Source organism: Burkholderia perseverans (genome assembly GCF_022870505.1).
In the GTDB taxonomy this organism is placed as follows: domain Bacteria; phylum Pseudomonadota; class Gammaproteobacteria; order Burkholderiales; family Burkholderiaceae; genus Burkholderia; species Burkholderia plantarii.
Window position 1 is genome coordinate 3,027,270 of the sequence record NZ_CP045093.1, and the last position, 18,471, is coordinate 3,045,740.

The window sequence follows — 18,471 nt, forward strand, 5'->3', positions numbered from 1 at the left end:
CGGATTCGCTCCGCGGCGGTCAGCGCGAAGCCGGCGCTGACCGCGGCGCCTGTCCCGTGACCGCCTTTTCGAGGGGGCGGCCGATCAAACGCCGCGCGCGAAGCCTGGAATGCCCAGGCAATGCCGGCCGCCGTCGGCCTGTCAGACGAATCCGGGACGGTTCAGGCTTCGCCATCACGGTAGCGTTGACGCGCCAGCCTGATCTCGCCGTGATTTCTCTCGGCCCACGAGATGAATTCGGCAAGCGGCGCGAGCAGCGACTCGCCGAGGGGCGATAGCCTGTACTCGACCGAGGGTGGCTTGGTAGGGAACACCTCGCGAATGACGATCCCGTCTTCCTCGAGGTTGCGCAGTGAATGAGTCAACGAGCGCTTCGAGATATCAGGCACTGCTTTCATCAATTCGGCGAAGCGGCGCGGCTTCTCGGCAAGCGCCATCACGAGCAACGTGGTCCATTTCTCGCCGAGACGATCAAGAACATCGCGCACCGGACAATGTGACTCGATAACGGGCATCGCGACCCAGCGCTTGTAGCTTTCGATCACGACATCATGGGTATCCGACATTGAAGATCTCGATGTGAGGGGCCGCCCGAGATCAGGCTGCGTCGTCGCGGGTCTCGCCAAATGTCAACATGATCTTTCCACCCCGCATGGCGTGCGCGATCGCGTCGCTGACGCGTCCGAGGGGATAGCATGCCGCAACGGGTTGTTCGATTCCGCCCGGCTCCAGGGCGCAGAGCACTGATTCTAGCGTGGGACGGATCCGGGCCACGTTCTCCGGCCGGCCTTCGAAGAATCCATGCACCGAGACGCGCTTGAAAATCAGATGCTGCGCCGATACTTCCATCGGTAGATGACTGGCCGCGCCATAGGCAACCAATGCACCATCGGACACGAGCAAGGCCGCGAGGCGGCCGGCCGACGGGCCACCCACGCCGTCCAGCGCCAGTCGCACCCGCGAACCGTTCAATTCCGCGTCGCCGGTCGGATCCAGCCCGTCATCGAGGCGGACGATCTCGCAGCCCGCCTCACGCACTCGCCCGATATCCGCTGCCGCGCGCACGAACCCGAGAGTGCGCAGACCACGGCGGGACGCAAGGCCCGCAACGCAGTGGCCCAGCCCGGAGTTCGCGGCGTTATAGGCGACCACGTCTCCTGGGGCAAGCGGGACATAGTCGTCCAGCAACATCGCGGCCGTGACCAGGTTGATCGTCGCCATCGCGGCCTGCTGCAACGTGACGTTCGGGGGAATCACCGTCAATTGCCCGGCTTTCACGGTCAGGCGCTCCCGCCAGGTCTGCGCCATGAACGGAAGCACGACGCGCGTGCCCGGGCGCATTCCCTCGACATCCTCTCCGGTGGCGACGATCACGCCGGCGCCCTCGTTCCCGAGCGTGGCGGGAAGCTGCGGGCGCCAATCGTATATTCCGCGCGCGACCATCAGGTCGCTGACATTGACCGGAGCATATCGCATCTGCACCAGCACTTCTCCCGCCCCGGGAGCGGGAGGTTCGGGCACGTCATGCAGCGCGATGCCGGCCAGCGGCTCGCCGTACGATGTCAAACGTGCGGCTTTCATGCGCCCGTCTCCTTCCCCAGAAACCAGTGTTCGTCGAGTTCCGGCGCCAATCGATCGCGCAGGCCCGCGGCGAGTGACAGCACCGCGTCAAGTGGACTGAACGCAATGTGCAGGGCCGTCACCTGCGCGTCGGCATTTCGAACGATCGAAACGAGTCCGGCGGCCGGCTTGCCGTCCTGCAATCGAACGTCATACTCGAAATAGCTACGCTCGCCGACATGGCCAAGAAAGCGCGGCTTCTGCGTTGCATATTGAGCCGCCCCGGCTTTGACGATCCGCAGCACGACGTCCCGGCCCCGCACGGCCTGACGCAATACCGAGGATTCCAATACGACGTCGTCGGCGAGGTCGTCAAGAAAAGGATGGCGCGAGGAAGATTCGTTCATCAATGACTCCCGTTCCGGTGCAGGCATCAGCTACCGGCTGCGCCGGTTTCGACGGATTCGCTCGCGGCACCGATGGCCGGATCGGCGATGACCAGGCTGCCGAGGGAGCGCAAATCGAAGCCCCGCAAATCTTGCAGACGTCCCTCACGAACCTTGTCGGGCCATGCGGGATCAGTCAGCAAGGCGCGGCCGACCGCGACCAGGTCGAACTCGCCGTCGTTGAGGCGCGCACGCAGTTCGTCAAGGCCGCCGGGGCCGGCATTGCCCCCCTTGCCGGTCAGCAAATCGGTGACGTCCGGGCCGTCGAGGCCGACCGAGCCGACGGTGATCGACGGCTTGCCGCTCAAACGTCGCGCCCAACCCGCCAGATTCAACGGCGAAGGCGCAAAGGCCGGCTCCCAGAACCGGCGCTGGGACGCGTGGAACATGTCGACGCCGGCGTCCGACAGGACGTTCAGAATGGTGCCGAACTCATACGGATCGTTCGCGATGCGCGCATCGAACGCCTTCTGCTTGAACTGCGAAATGCGGAACAGCACGGGGAACCTCGGTCCCACGGCCAGGCGAACCGCTCGCACGACCTCGACGGCGAATTGCGTGCGGGCGAGCAGGCTGCCGCCCCACCGATCCGAGCGTGCGTTACGACCGGCCCAGAGGAATTGATCGATCAGGTTGCCGTTCGCGCCATGGATCTCGATCGCGTCGAAGCCGAGCGAACGCGCCGTGGCGGCAGCTTGCGCAAACGCCGCGATCGTGTCCTCGATGTCACCCTGCGTCATGGTGTTCGGCTCGTCATTCGGTACATCGGGTGCCCCCATTTCCCGTGGGTCTCGTAGCGCACCGGCATGATGCAATTGCGCGGCGATGCGGCCGCCCGCTGCATGGACGCCATCGACGACCGCGGACCAGCCCGCTCGCGACTCGGCCGTGTCGAACGTCGGGATCCCGGCCACTTCGGCGGCGGCGGCACGTCGAATCGCCACGGCCTCGGTGATGATCAGGCCGACGCCTCCTTCGGCACGGGCACGGTAATAGGCCGCGACATCGTTGCCCGGCACGCCTCCCGTGCTGAAGCCCCGCGTCATCGCCGACATCACGATGCGGTTCTTCAACGACAACGCGTTGATGGAGAACGGGGTGAAGAGAACGTCTGTCATGGCGAAAAATCCTCGATGAAACAAAAATGCGCGTCGTCGCGTGTGGTTCGACCATCCCGACACCGTGCGGAAACCGGGAGTGCGTGAAGCCGTGGCTAAAGAGACCGCTTGCGGCAAGACGAGTCACCGTGCTGCAAGGTCTCGAATCGTCACCTCGGTCTCAACCTGATACCTCGATAGATTATGGAATCTAACTTTCCGAAACAAGAAGGCAGTTTTTTCTCACCAGGTAACCTTTGTTGATCCTGTTGCCGCAAGGCGAGATAGCCGGCTGCTTGCGTGCGAGAAATTGCGGGTATATGCTCGCTTCCCGATGAAAACTCCGATGCGTGCATACCCGCGGAGGCTGTCAATCGCCGGTCGACGTCGGGTGGCAGCCGCAAGCCATGAGGCAACGGAAGGGACCGTTCTCGTGGAACCTGGCCCGGTGATTCAGGGTCGTCGGGGATGTCGCCCGTCTTGGAACAGTCGGCACACGGCGGATCGAGATCACGCGCGAGATCGGAAGCGAAGCGGGTCCGATCAGGCAGCGAGCTGCTGATCGGCTCGTCGGCCGCGCGTTCATATTGCGAATTTCAATCATCTATTTAATCCGGGCATATACCCTCTTACGAAGGATGACGTCTCATCATGAAATACAAGAATTTCGGCACCACGGGTGTTCGCGTTTCACGCATCGTTCTCGGTACGGCCAACTTCGGCACGCGCTGGGGCCATGGAGCCGACGAAGCGCAAAGCCGGCACATTTTCGAGGCGTACGCGCAGGCCGGCGGCAACTTCATCGACACGGCCGACGTGTATCAGTTCGGTCAGTCGGAGGAGGTTCTGGGCGCTCTGCTGCAGGGGCAACGCGATCACTTCTTTCTCGCGAGCAAGTTCTCGAGCGGCGCCACGCCCACGCCGGACAGGCTCGTGACGGGCAATAGCCGAAAGGCAATGATCGCCTCGGTGGAAGCCAGTCTGACTCGATTGAAGACGGACAGGATCGATTTGCTTTGGGTACATCATCCCGACGCATTCACGCGTTCGGAGGAAATCGTGCGAGGCCTGGATGACCTCGCTCGTGCCGGCAAGATCCTTTACGCGGGCCTCTCCAACTTCCCGGCATGGCGGCTCGTGCGAGCCGCGACGATAGCCGAATACACCCGCGCCACGCCGATTGCCGCCGCGCAATTCGAATACAGCCTGGTTCACCGCGAGCCGGAGGGTGATCTGTTTGTCGCTTGTCGCGCACTGGGGCTGGAGGCCGTCACCTGGTCGCCGCTCGGCGGCGGCATGTTGACCGGCAAATACCGGAAAGGCGAGGCGGGTCGTCTGGAGGCCTTCGGGGGCGCGGTGTTCCAGGCGGAGAATTCACGTCAGCGATCGGACGTCCTCGACGCGGTGCTGGACATCTCCCGCCAGGTCGGCGCCACGCCCGACCAGGTCGCGATCGCGTGGACCGCCAGCCGCGGCGGCTTGCCGGTGATCGGCCCGCGCTCTCCGGAGCAGTTGCTCAGCAACCTCGGCGGCGCCACGCTCTCGTTGTCGATCGAGCATATGGAACGACTCGACGCGGTGAGCGCCCCGCCCGCCAAGGCGGAGACGATCGCGGCGGTGTCTTCCTCCGACACGGATACCGAACTGCCTGCTGCCCCCGTCGCCTGACAAGCGGTTTGACCATCTCGTACATATCACTGGCTGCCGTATGAACGATAAAAATTCTTCCACGCCTGGCGACATGAAAGCGGGTGAGCTGGCGCTATTGGCGGATGCCGATCGGCGCGCGTCCAACTATCTGCGGTCCGTGGAGTCGCGCCGCGTTTTTCCCACGCCGGACGCAATCGCGGCGCTTTCCGCCTTCGAGGAGCCACTACCGGAGCAAGGCACGCCGGCCGCCGAGACACTGGCTTTGCTGGACGACGCCGGCTCGCCGGCGACGGTGACGTCCAACGGCCCGCGTTACTTCGGCTTCGTCGTCGGCGCGTCGCTGCCCGGCGCGGCGGCTGCCGAGAGGCTGATGACGGCATGGGATCAAGGCGCGCCGTTGGCGATGGCCTCGCCGGTCAGCGCGAAAATCGAAGCTGTCGCCGGCAACTGGCTTCTGGACGTGCTCGACCTGCCGAGAGACAGCGCGGTCGGCTTCGGGACATCCGCCACCGCGTGCGGACTGGGCTGTCTGGCCGCGGCGCGGCGGGCATTGCTCAAGCGCGCCGGCTGGGATATCGACACGAACGGATTGAACGGTGCGCCGGAGATCCGGGTCGTCGTGTCGGCGAAAATCCACGTGGTGATACAGAAGGCGCTTCGGGTGCTCGGGTTTGGCGCGGCCCAAATCGTCCAGGCGCCCACCGATCCCTTCGGGCGGGTCGATCCGCAGCGCCTGCCGCCGCTGAATGCGCTCACGATCCTTTGCCTGCAAGCGGGCGAGGTCAACACCGGCGAGTTCGATCCATTCTCGTCCATCATTCCGAAAGCCCATCTGCAGGGCGCCTGGGTGCATGTGGACGGCGCGTTCGGTCTGTGGGCGCGGGCGTCGAAAGCACGGCGGTATCTAACCGACGGCATCGAAGCCGCCGATAGCTGGACCACGGACGGGCACAAGTGGCTCAACACTCCTTACGATTGCGCGGTGTCGATATGTCGAGATCCCGACGCGCTTGCAGAAACGCTGAGCAGCGACGCGGTCTATGCGACGGGATCACGTTTTTCGCAAAAGAATCTGACGCTTGAATTTTCGAGGCGTCCCCGTGGCATTACGATTTGGGCGGCACTGCGCACTCTTGGGCGGCGGGGCGTGGCAGAGATGGTCGATCGGCATTGCGCGCAAGCGACGCGTCTCGCAGACGGCCTGCGCGACGCAGGCTTCGAGATTCTCAATCGGGTGGTCTTGAATCAGGTGCTGGTCCGTGGCAAGGACGACGCCGAAACCGCGTCGATCCGCCAGGGCGTCGAAAGCTCGGGGGAGGCCTGGTTCGGCCCCGCCGTGTGGGACGGGCGGCCGGCGTTCCGGCTGAGCGTCTCGTCGTGGCGAACGGAAGCCCTCGACATCGAGCGGACGATAGATCTGTTGAGGCGAGTTCGCGACGAAAGGGCGGCCGAAGGTCATCAGCGCGGAGGCTGAGGCATCGCCATCGCGCGCGCGGGGGGCGATCAACGACAGTCCGCCGTCGGAATGCCTGCGGCCTCTCGTTGAAAATCGCCCGCCTCCCGATCAGCCGGGCGCCCGGGATGAGAGGTTCCGGGCCTCGACCAGGATCGCGTGCCCGGCTCGAGTCGGGCTCCCGTCGCACTCCGCATCCCGGGTTTCCGGGCGCGAGCGAGGCTCAGCGTTGCGCCGCCGGCAAGGCGGAAGGCGATGCAGAGCGCCGCGACGACGAACGCGTGTGTGATGGCGGCCGGATCGAGCAGCGGGGCGCCGCCCTTGCCGGCGAGCCGGCTCTCGTAGCGCCAGAAGAGCCATGCCAATGCCGGCACCGAGGCCAGGCCAAGGCATGACCACAGCGGCCAGCCCGCTTCACGCCCCTCGATCAGCGGCAGGATCGGCGCGCCCGGCGTCGCCATCGACAGGGCCGTACCGACCAGATCCAATTCGCGGGCGTGTTCCGCACGCGTCTCCTTCAGGAGGGGGATGCCGAACAGCACGACCAGGATCGCCACCGGCAGGTTGACGAGGAAAATCGTGCGCCAGGCCATGCCGGACAGGTTCGGCGAAATCAGGATGCCGCCCGGCGCCTGCCCGATCACCGAGGCCGGGCCGAATACGGCGCCGTAAAGGCTAGGCGCGAGCGGCTTTTCCGCTTCCGGAACGATCACCTGGACCGGGCGAGTGCTTGCGGCGCCATGATGGCGGCCGTCACGCCCTGCAAGGCGCGTCCGATGGTGAGCGTCCAGGGCGACCAGGCGAGGCCGCACGGCAAAGGCGCCGCCGCGCCGGAGCCTGCTCCCCGAGCATGCCTCGCGATTCCCCACCGCCTGGCTCGAGCTGCTCGCCTGCGTCATGCCTCCAGTGACACGGGACGCGCGGCGAAGTCGAGCGATCGGGCCCGCCTCACATGTGGGCCGCGCGCGATCGAGCACTCATGGGCCGGCCGCGCAAGCGTATATCATCGCGGCAGCGCATTCCTTCCTTTCCGCCACTTTCGACCGACGCAGCCCGATGACCACTCCGACCGAAGCCCCCACCCCGCGCCCGCTGCGCGCGCTCACCCCGCTCGAGGCACGCATCGTCGGCGTGCTGATCGAGAAGCAGCACACCGTACCCGACACCTACCCGCTGTCGCTGAACGCGCTCGCGGCCGGCTGCAGCCAGAAGACCGCGCGCTCGCCCGTGATGAGCGTGAGCGAGGCCGAGGTGCTGAACGCGATCGAGGACCTGAAGCAGGTGAGCCTCGTGTTCGAGGGCAGCAGCAGCCGCGTGCCGCGCTTCGAGCACAACCTGAACCGCGTGCTCGGCATCCCGAGCCAGGCCGTGGCGCTCCTGACCGTGCTGCTGCTGCGCGGCGCGCAGACGGGCGCCGAGCTGCGGCTCAATTCGGCACGGCTGCACGGCTTCGCCGACGTCTCGTCGGTGGAGAGCTTCCTCGACGAGCTGGCCGAGCGCACCCCGCCGCTGGTCGTGAAGCTGCCGCGCGCGCCGGGCGAACGCGAGAGCCGCTGGATGCACCTGCTGTGCGGCGAGGTCAACCTCGCCGCCCATGCGCCGGCCGCCGCGCGCGGTGCCGGCGAGGCCGGCGGCGAAGCACTCGCCGGCATCTCGGCGGCCGATTTCGAGGCGCTGCGCGATGATCACGACCGGCTCGCCGGCGAGGTCGCGCGGCTGCGCGTGCTGGTCGAGCGGATGGCGGGCGAACTGGGGATCGACGCCGCCGGGATCGACGCCGACGCGGCGGACTGAACCCGCCGCGCGCGGCACCGTGGTTGCGGAACCTCCCCGCGAGCGCCGCGCCGCCTCAATCGAGCGCGCGGCCCTTCAGTTCAGGGATCAGCACCAGCGTGGCGATCATGTCGATCAGGTACAGCGCCGCCAGCGCCGCGATCGCCACCGGGAACGAGTAGCGCGCGGCCAGCGCACCCACCGCCAGCGGCCCGAGCCCGCCGAGCGCGCGCCCCGCGTTCCACAGCACGTTCTGCGCGGTGGCGCGCGCGGCGGTCGGATAGGCTTCCGACATCAGCGTGCCGTAGCCGCCCACCATCCCGTTCACGAACATCCCCATCAGCGCGCCGGCCCACAGCATCGCGGCCGGGTCCGCGAGCCGCGCGTAGACGAACACCATCACCACCGCACCGGCCTGGTAGATCAGGAAAGTGGGCTTGCGGCCGATGCGGTCGGCGAGCTGGCCGAAGCTCCAGACGCCCGCCATCATCCCGAGCACCGTCACGGCCGTCCACATGCCCGATTTCGTCAGCGAGAAGCCGAGCTGCTTCGAGAGGAAGGTCGGCATCCAGATCATGATCCCGTAGTAGCCGAAGTTCTGCACCGCGCAGAGGATCACGATGCCGAGGCTGGTGCGCGCCGTGCGCGCGTCGGCGAACAGCATCCGGAAACGGTGGCCGAACCCGGGCGCTCCTGCCGCCCCGGCGCCGTCCGGATGCGGCCGGCGCGCGCGCACGAACGGCTCGGGCTCGTGCAGCCGGTTGCGCATCGCCCAGGCCGCGAGCGCCGGCAGCACGCCCACCGCGAACATGCCGCGCCAGCCGATCGCCTGCAGCAGCGCCGGCGTGAGCAGCGCGGCGAGCAGCACGCCCACCTGCCAGCCGAGCGCGACGTAGGACGACACGCGCGCGCGCTTGCTGGCGGGCCACGCCTCGGCGGCCAGCGCCATGCCGATGCCGAACTCGCCGCCCAGCCCGATGCCGGCCACGGTGCGGTACACCAGCAGGTCGGTGAAGCCGCGCGCCAGCGCGCACAGCCCGGTGAACACCGCGAACAGCAGGATCGTCCAGCTCAGCACGCGCACGCGGCCGTAGCGGTCGCTGAGCGCGCCGAAGATCAGCCCGCCCGCCACCGCGCCCACCAGCGTCCAGGTGACGAGCGCGCCGGCCTGCTGCGCGTCGAGCCGCAGCGAGGCCGAGATCGCCGGCAGCATGAAGCCGAGGATCAGCAGGTCGAAGCCGTCCATCGCATAGCCGATCGCCGAGCCGGCGAGCGCCTTCCACGCGTAGCGCGTGACGTGGTCGGGGGAGGATCGGGCGGCGAGGTCGGCGGCGGGGGGAAGCGTGGGCGGCATGTCGGGTCGGCGGATCGGCAAATCAGCGGGCGGGAGCACCGCCGGAAACGGGCGGCGCCGGAAGGATACCGCGTTCGCGCCGCGCGATCGTGGTCGTCCGTCAACGAAGCGTGGACGGCGCCGCGACGCAGCCGCTTCGGAGGCAATCCGGCGCGATCGTCACGCCCCGGCCAGGCGCGCCGAGACGGGGTTCGCACCCCGCCACGCGGGCCGCGCGCGGCCGGAATGAAAAATACTGAAAAAATAATGAGGAAACCTTGGCAAACGGGGTTGACGCCACACGCGCGCGCTTCCTAAAATCCGGCATCTTCATCAACGGGGCAAATGTCTTGGACACTTGCAGTAGTCGATCTTCGATCAACCTTCCCGCCTGAACGACCGACACCCGCCGTCTCCCCGGCCACCGTCAGCCGCTCAGGCCGACGGTGCGCGCAGCAACGTTTTCCGCAGTCCTGCTCCTCACGCACCGCTTTCGCGCCGGAACGCGCGATGCCGTCACGCATCCGCGCTCCGGGTCCGCCGCCATCCGGCGTCCCGCCGCGTTCGCGCGCCCGTGCTTGCGGGCCGTCGCGCGCGGCGCGTCCGGCCACGCGGCCACTCATCCTCGGGATGCCCGAGACAGGAGCCAGCATGACCGACTGTGACAGTCATCCCTTATCCAACGTATGCCGCCTGATCCCCATTCATCCGGGCAGCGGTGACGCTCCGGCCTGCTGACGCGACCCGCTCGCCCCGCCGGAACGGCTCCGCGCCCGATTACGCGGCGAGCGCATCGCGCGCCGCCGCACGGAGCCAACTCATGAACTTCGGCCTTCTGCTTTCGAAACTCCCGCACGTCGCGGAATCGCGCGCCCACTACGACGCCATGCTCTCGCTCGACCCGCGCCAACCGATGCTGATGCACTGGCTGCGCTGGCTGAAGATCGGCGTGCGCCGCGGTCGCTGAGACCGCTGCGGCTACGGAAGCCGCCCGGGCCGGTCACTGCGCCCGGGCGGCTTCAAGGCGGTCGTCGCCCCGCTGGGCGGGGACCGCGTGACCCGGTGCATCGGTCACCACCGGCCACCAGGTAAATCGCCAAACTCACCGGCGCGCACGTCGTCAAGGTGTTCTGCGCACGGTTCGCGGGTGCCCGACGGCGGAGCAATCGGTGAGCGGCGACGCGCCCTCACGTTATCGATACGCAAACGGCGCCCGTCGAGCATCGACGAACGGCGCCTTTGCCCATTCCCTTCGCCCGCTTCCCTTTTGCTGTTCCATTTGGCGCCGTCGCCGGCCGCCTCAGGCATAGGTACGAATCAACCGGTCCAGCCGCCCGCAGGCGTCGGCCAGCCGCGCCTCGCTGGTGGTGGCCACGCCGAGCAGCAGCCCCGAGGTCGCGCCGCCGCCCGTCGCGGCGAACCACGGCGACAGCGGCCCGGGCGCGAGCCCCTCGCGGCCGGCTGCGAGCGCGATCTCGACGTCGCCGGCGCGCGTGCCGTCGGGCAGCCGCAGCAGCATCGCGAGCCCGGCCGGATGCACCTGATAGCCGAGCGCCTCGAGCCGCGTTTGCAGCGCGTGGCCGCGCGCGGCATACACGCGCTTCATGCGGCGCAGGTGGCGCATGTAGTGGCCCTCGCGCATGAACGCCTCGGCGGCCAGCTGCACGGCCACGTCGGGCGCCGGCGCGAAGCACGCGGCGGCCTCGCCGAAGCGCGCCGCGAGCGGCGCCGGCGCCACCAGGAAGCCGAGCCGCAGCGCCGGGCTGATGGTCTTGCTGAACGAGCCGATGTGGATCACGCGCCCCGCCGTGTCGAGCGAGGCCAGCGCCGGGGCCGCGCGGCGCCGCAGCTGCAGCTCGCCGAGATAGTCGTCCTCGATGATCCACGCGCCCGTGTCGCCGGCCCATTCGAGCAGCCGGCGGCGCCGCGCCAGCGACAGCGTCGGGCCGAGCGGCGCCTGCTGGCCCGGCGTGAGCAGCGCGAGCGTCGCGTCGGGCGCGTGCCGCAGGCCGTAATCGACGTCGATGCCGTCCTCGTCGACCGGCACCGGCACTGGCTCGATGCGCGCCAGCGACAACGCGCGGCGGCTCGGCACGAAGCCGGGATCCTCGAACCAGGCGCGCCGGCCCTCGGCGCGCAGCACGCTCAGCGCGAACTGGCGCGCGCCCGAGAAGCCGGCCGTCACGAACACCTGCGACGGCCGGCACTCGATGCCGCGCGCGATCGCCAGATGCGCGGCGATCTCGCGGCGCAGGCCCGGCTCGCCGCGCGGATCGGGATAGACGGCGGGCGCCGTCGCCTCCGCGCGCGCGGCGCGCGAACGCAGCCGCGCGAACAGCGCCGCGGGAAAACAGTCGGAGGCCGGCACGCCGTTCTGGAACACGGTCGGCGCGGACGGGAAGAAATCCCAGAACGGCCCCGGCAATTGCGCCGCGCCGAGCGCGGCGTCCGGCCTCGCGAGCCGCGCCGGGCGCCCGGTCACGCGCGTGCCGCCGGGGCGCGACGCCACCACCAGCTGCGCATCCACCAGCCGCTCGTAGGCGGCCTTGACGGTGCCGCGCGCCACGCCGAGCTGCGCGGCGAGATCGAGCCACGACGGCAGGCGCGCGCCCGGCGCGAGCACGCCGCTGTCGATCGCGGCGGCGATGCCGAGATGGATCTGCTCGGTGAGCGGCAGCGCGGCCGAGCGGTCCAGCGCGAGGTTCAGGGGTTTCGACATGCGGCCATGGTACAAGGAAAAAACAGCTTTTCGGTGCTTTTTCATGGACCGCGAACGGCGCAGAATGGCCGTCTGATCTGTCGAGGAGAACCCCGTGAAACGCGCGCATCGCTACCTGCCGCTGCTGCTGGCCACCGCCGCCGTGCTGAGCCGCCCCGCCATCGCGGACCCGGAAGCCGGCCCCGCCGGCGACAGCGTCAAGCCCAATTTCTCGCACGCGATCCCGACCGTGCCGGGCAAGTCGCTGGTGGCCGTGGAAGTGTCGTATCCGCCGAACGGCGCGTCGCGGCCGCACCATCACGAACAGTCGGCGTTCATCTACGCCTATGTCGTGTCGGGCAGCGTGGCGAGCCAGGTGGAGGGACAGCCCGAGCGCGTCTATCACGCCGGCGAATCGTTCTACGAAATGCCGGGCGCGCATCACGTCGTGAGCCGCAACGCGAGCCGCACCGAACCCGCCAAGCTGCTCGCGGTGTTCGTCGTCGACAGCGATCATCGAGCCCTGACCATCAACGACCAACCGAAGGTGTCGAAATGAGCGAACGCATCAACTATCAACACGCGGCGCCGGCCGGCTACAAGACGCTCGTCGGCGTGTACGGCTACGTCTCGCAGTGCGGGCTCGACGCCGCGCTCGTCGATCTCGTCTATCTGCGCGTGAGCCTGATCAACGGCTGCGCCTATTGCATCGACATGCACACGAGCGACCTGCGCAAGCGCGGCGTGGCGATCGAGAAGATCGTGCTGGTGCCTGTCTGGCACGAGGCGAAGAGCCTGTTCAGCGAGCGCGAGCAGGCCGCGCTGGCCTGGGCCGAATCGGTCACGCGCGTGGCGCAGACCGGCGTGCCCGACAGCGACTATCAGGCCGCCGCCGGCGTGTTCGGCGAGAAGGAACTGGCCGACCTGACGATCGCCATCGGCCTGATGAACACGTTCAACCGGCTCGCGATCAGCTTCCGCAACACGCCGGCGGCGGCACTGGCGGCGCAGGGCTGAACGCGACGCCGGGAATGCGGGTGAGCCAGTGCGCCGCCGGTGCATCGGTGAGCCCGGCGGCGTGTTTGAAAAGCGTCCTGTCCGTGGCAACTCCGCGACTCAGGTCGGTGCGTCCTCGATTTCCATTCCCATCCGTATCCACCGGTCGAAACTTCGCGGGAGCGTCGCGGACTCCGGCTCGACGTGCCCCTTGAATACCTCGAATTGCCTGCCATGGGCCGCGCGCAGGGCGTCAACGATAGACCCGCCGTCGCGCAAGCTTTCGATGCCGGCGATCCGCTTGTCCAGCCGCTCGGCAACACGCATCGGGAAAAAGTCACGCACCATGCGATACCGGTTACCCTTGCTCGCGTTGCAGCTCTTGCACACGGGGATCAGGTTGCCGGCCTCGTTGTTGGTCGCGACGGTCCTGAATTCGGGCTTGGGCTGCGGCCGGATATGATCGATTTCGAACGCTTCTTCGTCGTCGTGCAGCCCCAGGCAGTAGAGGCACAGATACCCTCTCAGGTGCTGTTCAACGGTATGCATCTGGGCATCCTGCAGTTCGTTCCAGCTCTCCGGCGGGGTCTGGGGGATCCACTCGATCATGAAATTGGCGACCACGTTCACGAATTCGCCGATCGTCTGGCGCAATGCCAGGCCGACGCCGCTGGCGGGGCCGGCGCGATGCAGGGTTTGGCTGTAAAGGTTGTACGGAGGCGGGCGCCGCAGGTTCCAGCTATGTTGGCGGACGATGAACGTGTACAGGTGCCGGTTCTGGGTGAAGACCCGCCTCATCTCCATGGAAATCTCGCGCGCCTTCAGCATCTTCTCGCGCACCGGGTTGCCGACAGCGATACGCTCGGCGATTTCCAGAAACTTTTTCGGGCTGTAAAGCTGATCCGACTTCTCGCGGTTGCAGCTCGCGCAGGCCAGCACATGATTCGACAGGTCGGTCGCCTGGGTTTCGAGGAAGGTCCGGATCTTCGTCGTGCCTTTTTTCAGGTACGGGATCAGCGTCTTGCACTGCTTCATCGCCTGATACTTCATGTAGAGATCGCGCGGGATGATGTGGTCCATCTGCATCGCCGCGCGCCCCTTGGCAACGCCGCAATACGGGCAGTCGAACTGTTCGACCTGCAATTTCACGTCGCAGCGGGGGAGCGCCGCCAGCAGCGCGTTCCTGACCTTATCGGTGAAACCTCGCGGTAACTTGTCCGCTTCCTCTCCCGGGAATACCCGCGCGATTTCAAACCTGCCCAACTGTTCGAAAATAGTCATATTCGATTCTTTTCAACCATATCGTGCGTGATGCGCGGCCTGCCGGCCGCCATCACGTCCATGCCGCCCGCGCTCAGCCCGGCATCCGCAGCAGCACCTTCGGCTTGAGGATCTGCGGGCCGTCGCTGTACTCGAGACCGATCGCGGTGACGCGCAGCGTGCTGCCCTCGTTCTCCGCCATGTCCATCCCGATCTCGATGCCGTCGGGCCGCATCACGATCGCGCGGCCGCCGTAGTCGGACGACAGCCCAAACCATCCGCCGCCCCGCGTCAGCCGGTATTCGAGGCCGAGACGGCGGCGCGCTTCGAAGTCGACGTTGAGCCGGATGCTGTGGATCGATTCGGCGGGCAGGATCAGGAAGCGCTCGTCCACGACGGTCCGGTCGCAATCGATGAAGCGCTCCGCATGCGGCCCGTGCTCGCCGTCGAACCTCAGGTCGACTTCGTCCACGCCGCGCGATCGCTCCACCAAGGCCCGCAGGCTCAGCGCAATGCTGCCGTCATCGCGGTGCAGATACGTCAGGCCGATACCGGTCAGGTAGCCGTCGACAACCAGTTCCCGCCCGTCGATGGATTGCAGCGTGCCCGGCTGCATGGTCCGCTCGCCGGGCGCCGTCACCGCGCGATAGCTGATCACGCGCTCGTCGGCGCCGAGCGGCTCGAACCGCCAGTCGCGGCGAACGCCTTCGTACTGGGTGACCGCGGAGCCGGCCGCGCTGGTGGCCGGCCCGTCCGCGCCGTTCACCACCGTATCCATGATCTTGCCGTCAGAGCCGTTGGTGATCAGCCGCGGGTCGCGGTCGTCCCACCGCATCGCCTGCGACAGCAGGTTGGGCGGCTGCGCGACCAGCTTGTTGGTGTTGTCGGCCGTCAGGTAGACGTCCCATTTCGCCGAGGCATCCACGCCCTCGACGGCCGACAGCACCGACATGACCTCTCCGGCGTCGTTGAGGCGCCAGAGCTGGTGACGCCCGCCGATGTCGCGCTGCACGACGATCCGGCGCTGCTCGGAGCGGCTGAACGCGGTCCTGGCCTCGGCTCCTTCGATCGACATCACGAGCCCGCTGGCAATGTGCCGGAACCTGCCCATCGCGGCGCGCCCGGCCAGCTTGCGGTGATCCGAGGCGACGATCGGCGTGATCTGCCACAGCGACGGCTCCTTGACGTTCTGGGCGCCGCGCGCGATCAGCGCCGGCCCGTCCGACTCGAACTGGAGCAAGTGATTCGGCCCGAACGCATGACAGTGGATCTCGCCGTAATCGGTCACGGTCCAGGTTTGGTTCTTCGCGGCGCCGAGCGGCTTCAGCGTGACGGGGTGACAGGGTGTCTGGGTGCCGAGCACGAGCCGGGTCCCTTCCTCCGCGGTCAGGACGAGCGGCGAATTGCTCTGGCGGCCGGCGATGCCTCCCGGCAGCTCGACCATGCTGACGATGTGGCCATCCGGGCTCAGGCGCCAGACGTAACGCAGGTGTTCGCCGAGTTCCCGAATCCTCGCCGGTTCCATGCACAGGTCGGCACGGTTCGGCCGGCGATCGGTGCGGGCCGCGAGGAACATGTTCATGTCGACGTGCCGGATTCCCACCAGGTCCGCCTGCGTGAGGCTGCCCACCCGGCGGTTGTAGTACCCGTAGAACAGGAAGTAGGCGTGGTGTTCATCGATCAGGTGCATCGCGCTGCGCTGGCGCGCATAGCTCGTCAGCGTGTCCCACGCGAGTTCGCGCAGCGGCACCGGCAGCACGTTGATGCTGGGGATCAGCTTCTCGCGCTGCACGGCCGCCCAGCGCCGGTAATCGTAGAGCGACTCGGCCCACCGGCCGGCCTGCTCGGCCACCGCGCCCTCGCCACCCACCGCCTGCACCGTGAACTGCTGCTGCTCGTCGGTGGCGTTATTGCGGGTCTGCGTCTGCCTGCCGTGCTCCGCCGACGCCTCGGCCTCGACGTCCACCGCATAGGTGCTGACGCTCGCCTTGACCTTCGCGGCGAAACGCGTCGTGACGTTGGTGTCGCTCTCCTTGCCGGTGAACGTCTTGGTTTCGGTCGCGAACAGGCGCCCGCCGACCAGCGTCTGGGTGGAAACGAATTGGCCGAAGCTGCCTAGCACGCCGAGCAGCGCCGCGAAGCGCTGATCGAGGTGCCGGTGGTTCAGCGCCGCCTCGCAGGCCTCCAGGAAGTCGTCGCTGGCGCAGGGCTTGAAATCGTCGAACGACAATTCGATCTTCGGCAGGAAATAGTTCGCCGTGGTGTGGATCTGCTTGCCGATATTTCCCGAGTTTTCCTGCTCGGACTGGAAATAGGAGCCGCTGACGCCCACGCCGCCCTTCGCGCCGAAGCCGCCCACCGCGACGCCGATCGACGCCTTGATATCGGTCACACCGTTTTGCTGAAGCTGGTGAAGCGATTCCGAGGTGCTGAAATAGTTTTCGAAATAGCCGGTGAAATTCGGCTTTCGATAGAGCAGCTTCGCCGCCTGGCAATGGCCGCCGTCGGGTTCCTCGCCGACGCTGTCCTGCCGCTTCAGTACCTCGCGAAAGCCGCTTTCGACCGGATTCGACAGGCTGTGGTCGATGACGATGCCCTTGTAGAAGCCCACGCGATCCAGCAGATCCTCGCGCTCGGCGAGATTCAGGTCGAAGAAATCGCGCGAATCCTGCAGCTGCGCGTCGCTCTTCATCAGCCTGACGAGTTCCTTGTCGGCGAACCTGTGGCCGGCGTTGCTGAGCTTCTCGAAGGTCTCGACCAGCGGCTTGCTGATGTCGGGCGCGGCCACGCGCACCGCGCTCAGCAGCTGCGAGCGGCGGTCCGCCGCCTCCTTGCCCCGCTGCTTCGTCTCGCGCTCGCGCTGCTCGAGCTTCGAGGTGAAATCCTGGTCGGTCAGCTTTTCGAGCCGCTCGTTTTCGTCTTCCTTTTTCTTCGTCCGCAAACGTTTCGCGTCGTCACCGGAATCGGAACTGGAATGGGAATCATCCGGCGCGGGCTCGACATTCAGTCCGAGTTTCGCGTATTGCGCCAATGCGTCTTGCTGATCTTCCGCTACGGTCGTAGTGGATTTCCTGACGTCCTGAGGCATGCCTTTCATGGCTCCATGTTGATGAAATTGCGCTGTCGCCGCCGCTTCGACGGCCTCGCCGGAATCCCCGCCGGCGGTTCACCGATTCATGTCGACCGGGCGCGCGCCATACTACTCCCGTCAAATTACGGTCATGCGAATTTTTCACGCCATTTGAATCGCACATTTCAATCATTTCCATTGCCCGGTTGAAACACCGCGATGCTTTTCATGGCATATCTCGCCGGTGAAACGTCGCTGCGCAAGGCAGGCGCGTCATGGCCGCCGGCCGGCCCGTCCGGATTCTCCCCACGCCGCTCGCCACGCCGTAACACGGCGCAAAAATTCGCGAAACACTGCGCTGACGTTCCTTTCGTCTTCCGAACGAATCGCCTTCGCATTCGCCCCGCATCGCCGGCATCGCGCCACGCCACGGCGCGATTTCGCGCGGACCGGCCGCTTCACGGCCCGCTCGCGGCGCGCGAAAAACGCCTGCCTCGCCAGCGCGCGCCGCGTTTTCGCGCCATTCACCTCGCGCGTTACATCCGCCTTCGCGCCGCGCATGCCCCGTCAGCGCGCGGAAAGAAACATGCAGTAATCGGCAGGTAACCCGCCGCTCCGGCCGCGCCGTGATACTCGTTCCCGCTTTCCAACCGGAGCGCGAAGATGGCGCCGCCCCAGGCTTTTTCGATCGACGCGTTGCATGGCTTCGAGCTGACCGAGGACGGCCAGTACCTGATGCTCAACAGCAACCAGCCGGACCGCGTCGCGCTGCACTGCTCGGTCATGCATGAGCTGCTGGCCGCGCTGTCGAACGCGATCGGCTCGTCGGAACGCATCCGCCACAAGCAGCGCAGCGTCAAGTTCGTGATGCCGTGCGAGGCCTGGACGGTGGGTCGCGACGCCGGCGGCGCGCCCGACCTGATCCTGTCGTTCCGCCTGCCCGGCGGCGCCGAGCTGTCGTTCCAGGTGGCCCGCGCACTGGCGGGCCAGATGGCCGACGTGCTCGCGCTCGCCACCGGCCCCGCCTCGGCGCTGCCGCGCGCGGCGGGCTCGCTGCAATAACACGTCACAACACGCCATAGCACGCCGGCCCGCGCCGCCCGCCGCGCGCGCGCCCTTCCACCCTCGCTTTCCC

The 18,471-nt window shown here is 67.3% G+C and carries 17 protein-coding genes; 8 read left to right on the forward strand and 9 right to left on the reverse strand.

Features of this window, described 5'->3' with window-relative positions; translation table 11 throughout:
• Window positions 1-161 precede the first annotated feature (161 nt).
• The 4 genes from BpN12_RS12620 to BpN12_RS12635 are packed head-to-tail and all read right to left on the reverse strand — an operon-like array spanning window position 162 to window position 3,124.
• Window positions 162-566, reverse strand: a complete 405-nt coding sequence (locus tag BpN12_RS12620) for a winged helix-turn-helix transcriptional regulator (protein ID WP_246792918.1) — start codon at window positions 564-566, stop codon at window positions 162-164.
• Window positions 567-597: 31 nt separating this feature from the next.
• The gene (locus BpN12_RS12625) at window positions 598-1,581 is read right to left on the reverse strand and encodes an MDR family NADPH-dependent oxidoreductase (protein WP_246792919.1); all 984 of its coding nucleotides are present in this window, start codon (window positions 1,579-1,581) and stop codon (window positions 598-600) included.
• On the reverse strand, window positions 1,578-1,967 hold the full coding sequence (locus BpN12_RS12630; RefSeq protein ID WP_246792920.1) for a hypothetical protein: 390 nt from the start codon (window positions 1,965-1,967) through the stop codon (window positions 1,578-1,580). The genes BpN12_RS12625 and BpN12_RS12630 overlap by 4 nt, the downstream gene beginning before the upstream one ends.
• A 26-nt stretch (window positions 1,968-1,993) precedes the next feature.
• Window positions 1,994-3,124, reverse strand: coding sequence for an oxidoreductase (locus tag BpN12_RS12635; protein WP_246792921.1), 1,131 nt, complete (start codon window positions 3,122-3,124; stop codon window positions 1,994-1,996).
• Window positions 3,125-3,754: 630 nt separating this feature from the next.
• Between BpN12_RS12635 and BpN12_RS12640 the strand changes: the two genes are divergently transcribed.
• Together BpN12_RS12640 and BpN12_RS12645 are read left to right on the forward strand one after the other, a co-directional pair.
• Window positions 3,755-4,771, forward strand: coding sequence for an aldo/keto reductase (locus BpN12_RS12640; RefSeq protein ID WP_246792922.1), 1,017 nt, complete (start codon window positions 3,755-3,757; stop codon window positions 4,769-4,771).
• Between the two features lie 40 nt (window positions 4,772-4,811).
• On the forward strand, window positions 4,812-6,227 hold the full coding sequence (locus BpN12_RS12645) for a pyridoxal phosphate-dependent decarboxylase family protein (RefSeq protein WP_246792923.1): 1,416 nt from the start codon (window positions 4,812-4,814) through the stop codon (window positions 6,225-6,227).
• Window positions 6,228-6,256: 29 nt separating this feature from the next.
• Here the strand turns inward: BpN12_RS12645 and BpN12_RS12650 are convergent, their stop codons facing one another.
• Window positions 6,257-6,919, reverse strand: a complete 663-nt coding sequence (locus BpN12_RS12650; RefSeq protein ID WP_246792924.1) for an efflux MFS transporter permease — start codon at window positions 6,917-6,919, stop codon at window positions 6,257-6,259.
• Between the two features lie 343 nt (window positions 6,920-7,262).
• Between BpN12_RS12650 and BpN12_RS12655 the strand changes: the two genes are divergently transcribed.
• On the forward strand, window positions 7,263-8,000 hold the full coding sequence (locus tag BpN12_RS12655; protein WP_246792925.1) for a YceH family protein: 738 nt from the start codon (window positions 7,263-7,265) through the stop codon (window positions 7,998-8,000).
• A 55-nt stretch (window positions 8,001-8,055) separates the two neighbouring features.
• Here the strand turns inward: BpN12_RS12655 and BpN12_RS12660 are convergent, their stop codons facing one another.
• Window positions 8,056-9,333, reverse strand: a complete 1,278-nt coding sequence (locus tag BpN12_RS12660) for an MFS transporter (protein WP_280529118.1) — start codon at window positions 9,331-9,333, stop codon at window positions 8,056-8,058.
• 799 nt (window positions 9,334-10,132) lie between these two features.
• Between BpN12_RS12660 and BpN12_RS12665 the strand changes: the two genes are divergently transcribed.
• Window positions 10,133-10,279 carry a hypothetical protein gene (locus tag BpN12_RS12665; protein ID WP_246792926.1) on the forward strand — a complete coding sequence of 49 codons (147 nt, stop codon included), beginning with the start codon at window positions 10,133-10,135 and terminating at the stop codon, window positions 10,277-10,279.
• Window positions 10,280-10,612: 333 nt separating this feature from the next.
• On the opposite strand, the gene BpN12_RS12670 is transcribed toward BpN12_RS12665, so the two are convergent.
• Entirely contained in the window at window positions 10,613-12,031 is a 1,419-nt protein-coding gene (locus BpN12_RS12670; protein ID WP_246792927.1) for an aminotransferase-like domain-containing protein, read from the reverse strand.
• A gap of 94 nt (window positions 12,032-12,125) precedes the next feature.
• Here BpN12_RS12670 and BpN12_RS12675 point away from each other — a divergent pair, with 94 nt between their 5' ends.
• On the forward strand, window positions 12,126-12,569 hold the full coding sequence (locus BpN12_RS12675) for a cupin domain-containing protein (protein ID WP_246792928.1): 444 nt from the start codon (window positions 12,126-12,128) through the stop codon (window positions 12,567-12,569).
• Window positions 12,566-13,027, forward strand: a complete 462-nt coding sequence (locus BpN12_RS12680; RefSeq protein ID WP_246792929.1) for a carboxymuconolactone decarboxylase family protein — start codon at window positions 12,566-12,568, stop codon at window positions 13,025-13,027. Before BpN12_RS12675 ends, BpN12_RS12680 begins: the two co-directional genes overlap by 4 nt.
• 99 nt (window positions 13,028-13,126) lie before the next feature.
• Here BpN12_RS12680 and BpN12_RS12685 read toward each other — a convergent pair whose 3' ends face one another.
• Window positions 13,127-14,287 (reverse strand): HNH endonuclease signature motif containing protein, encoded by a 1,161-nt coding sequence (locus BpN12_RS12685; RefSeq protein ID WP_246792930.1) that lies wholly within the window; start codon window positions 14,285-14,287, stop codon window positions 13,127-13,129.
• A 73-nt stretch (window positions 14,288-14,360) separates the two neighbouring features.
• A complete protein-coding gene (locus tag BpN12_RS12690) occupies window positions 14,361-17,207 on the reverse strand; it encodes a hypothetical protein (protein ID WP_246792931.1) in 2,847 nt (948 codons plus the stop codon).
• Between the two features lie 33 nt (window positions 17,208-17,240).
• Here BpN12_RS12690 and BpN12_RS12695 point away from each other — a divergent pair, with 33 nt between their 5' ends.
• Together BpN12_RS12695 and BpN12_RS12700 are read left to right on the forward strand one after the other, a co-directional pair.
• Window positions 17,241-17,546 (forward strand): hypothetical protein, encoded by a 306-nt coding sequence (locus tag BpN12_RS12695; RefSeq protein ID WP_246792932.1) that lies wholly within the window; start codon window positions 17,241-17,243, stop codon window positions 17,544-17,546.
• 453 nt (window positions 17,547-17,999) lie between these two features.
• On the forward strand, window positions 18,000-18,398 hold the full coding sequence (locus BpN12_RS12700; RefSeq protein WP_042628900.1) for a hypothetical protein: 399 nt from the start codon (window positions 18,000-18,002) through the stop codon (window positions 18,396-18,398).
• Window positions 18,399-18,471: the final 73 nt, after the last annotated feature.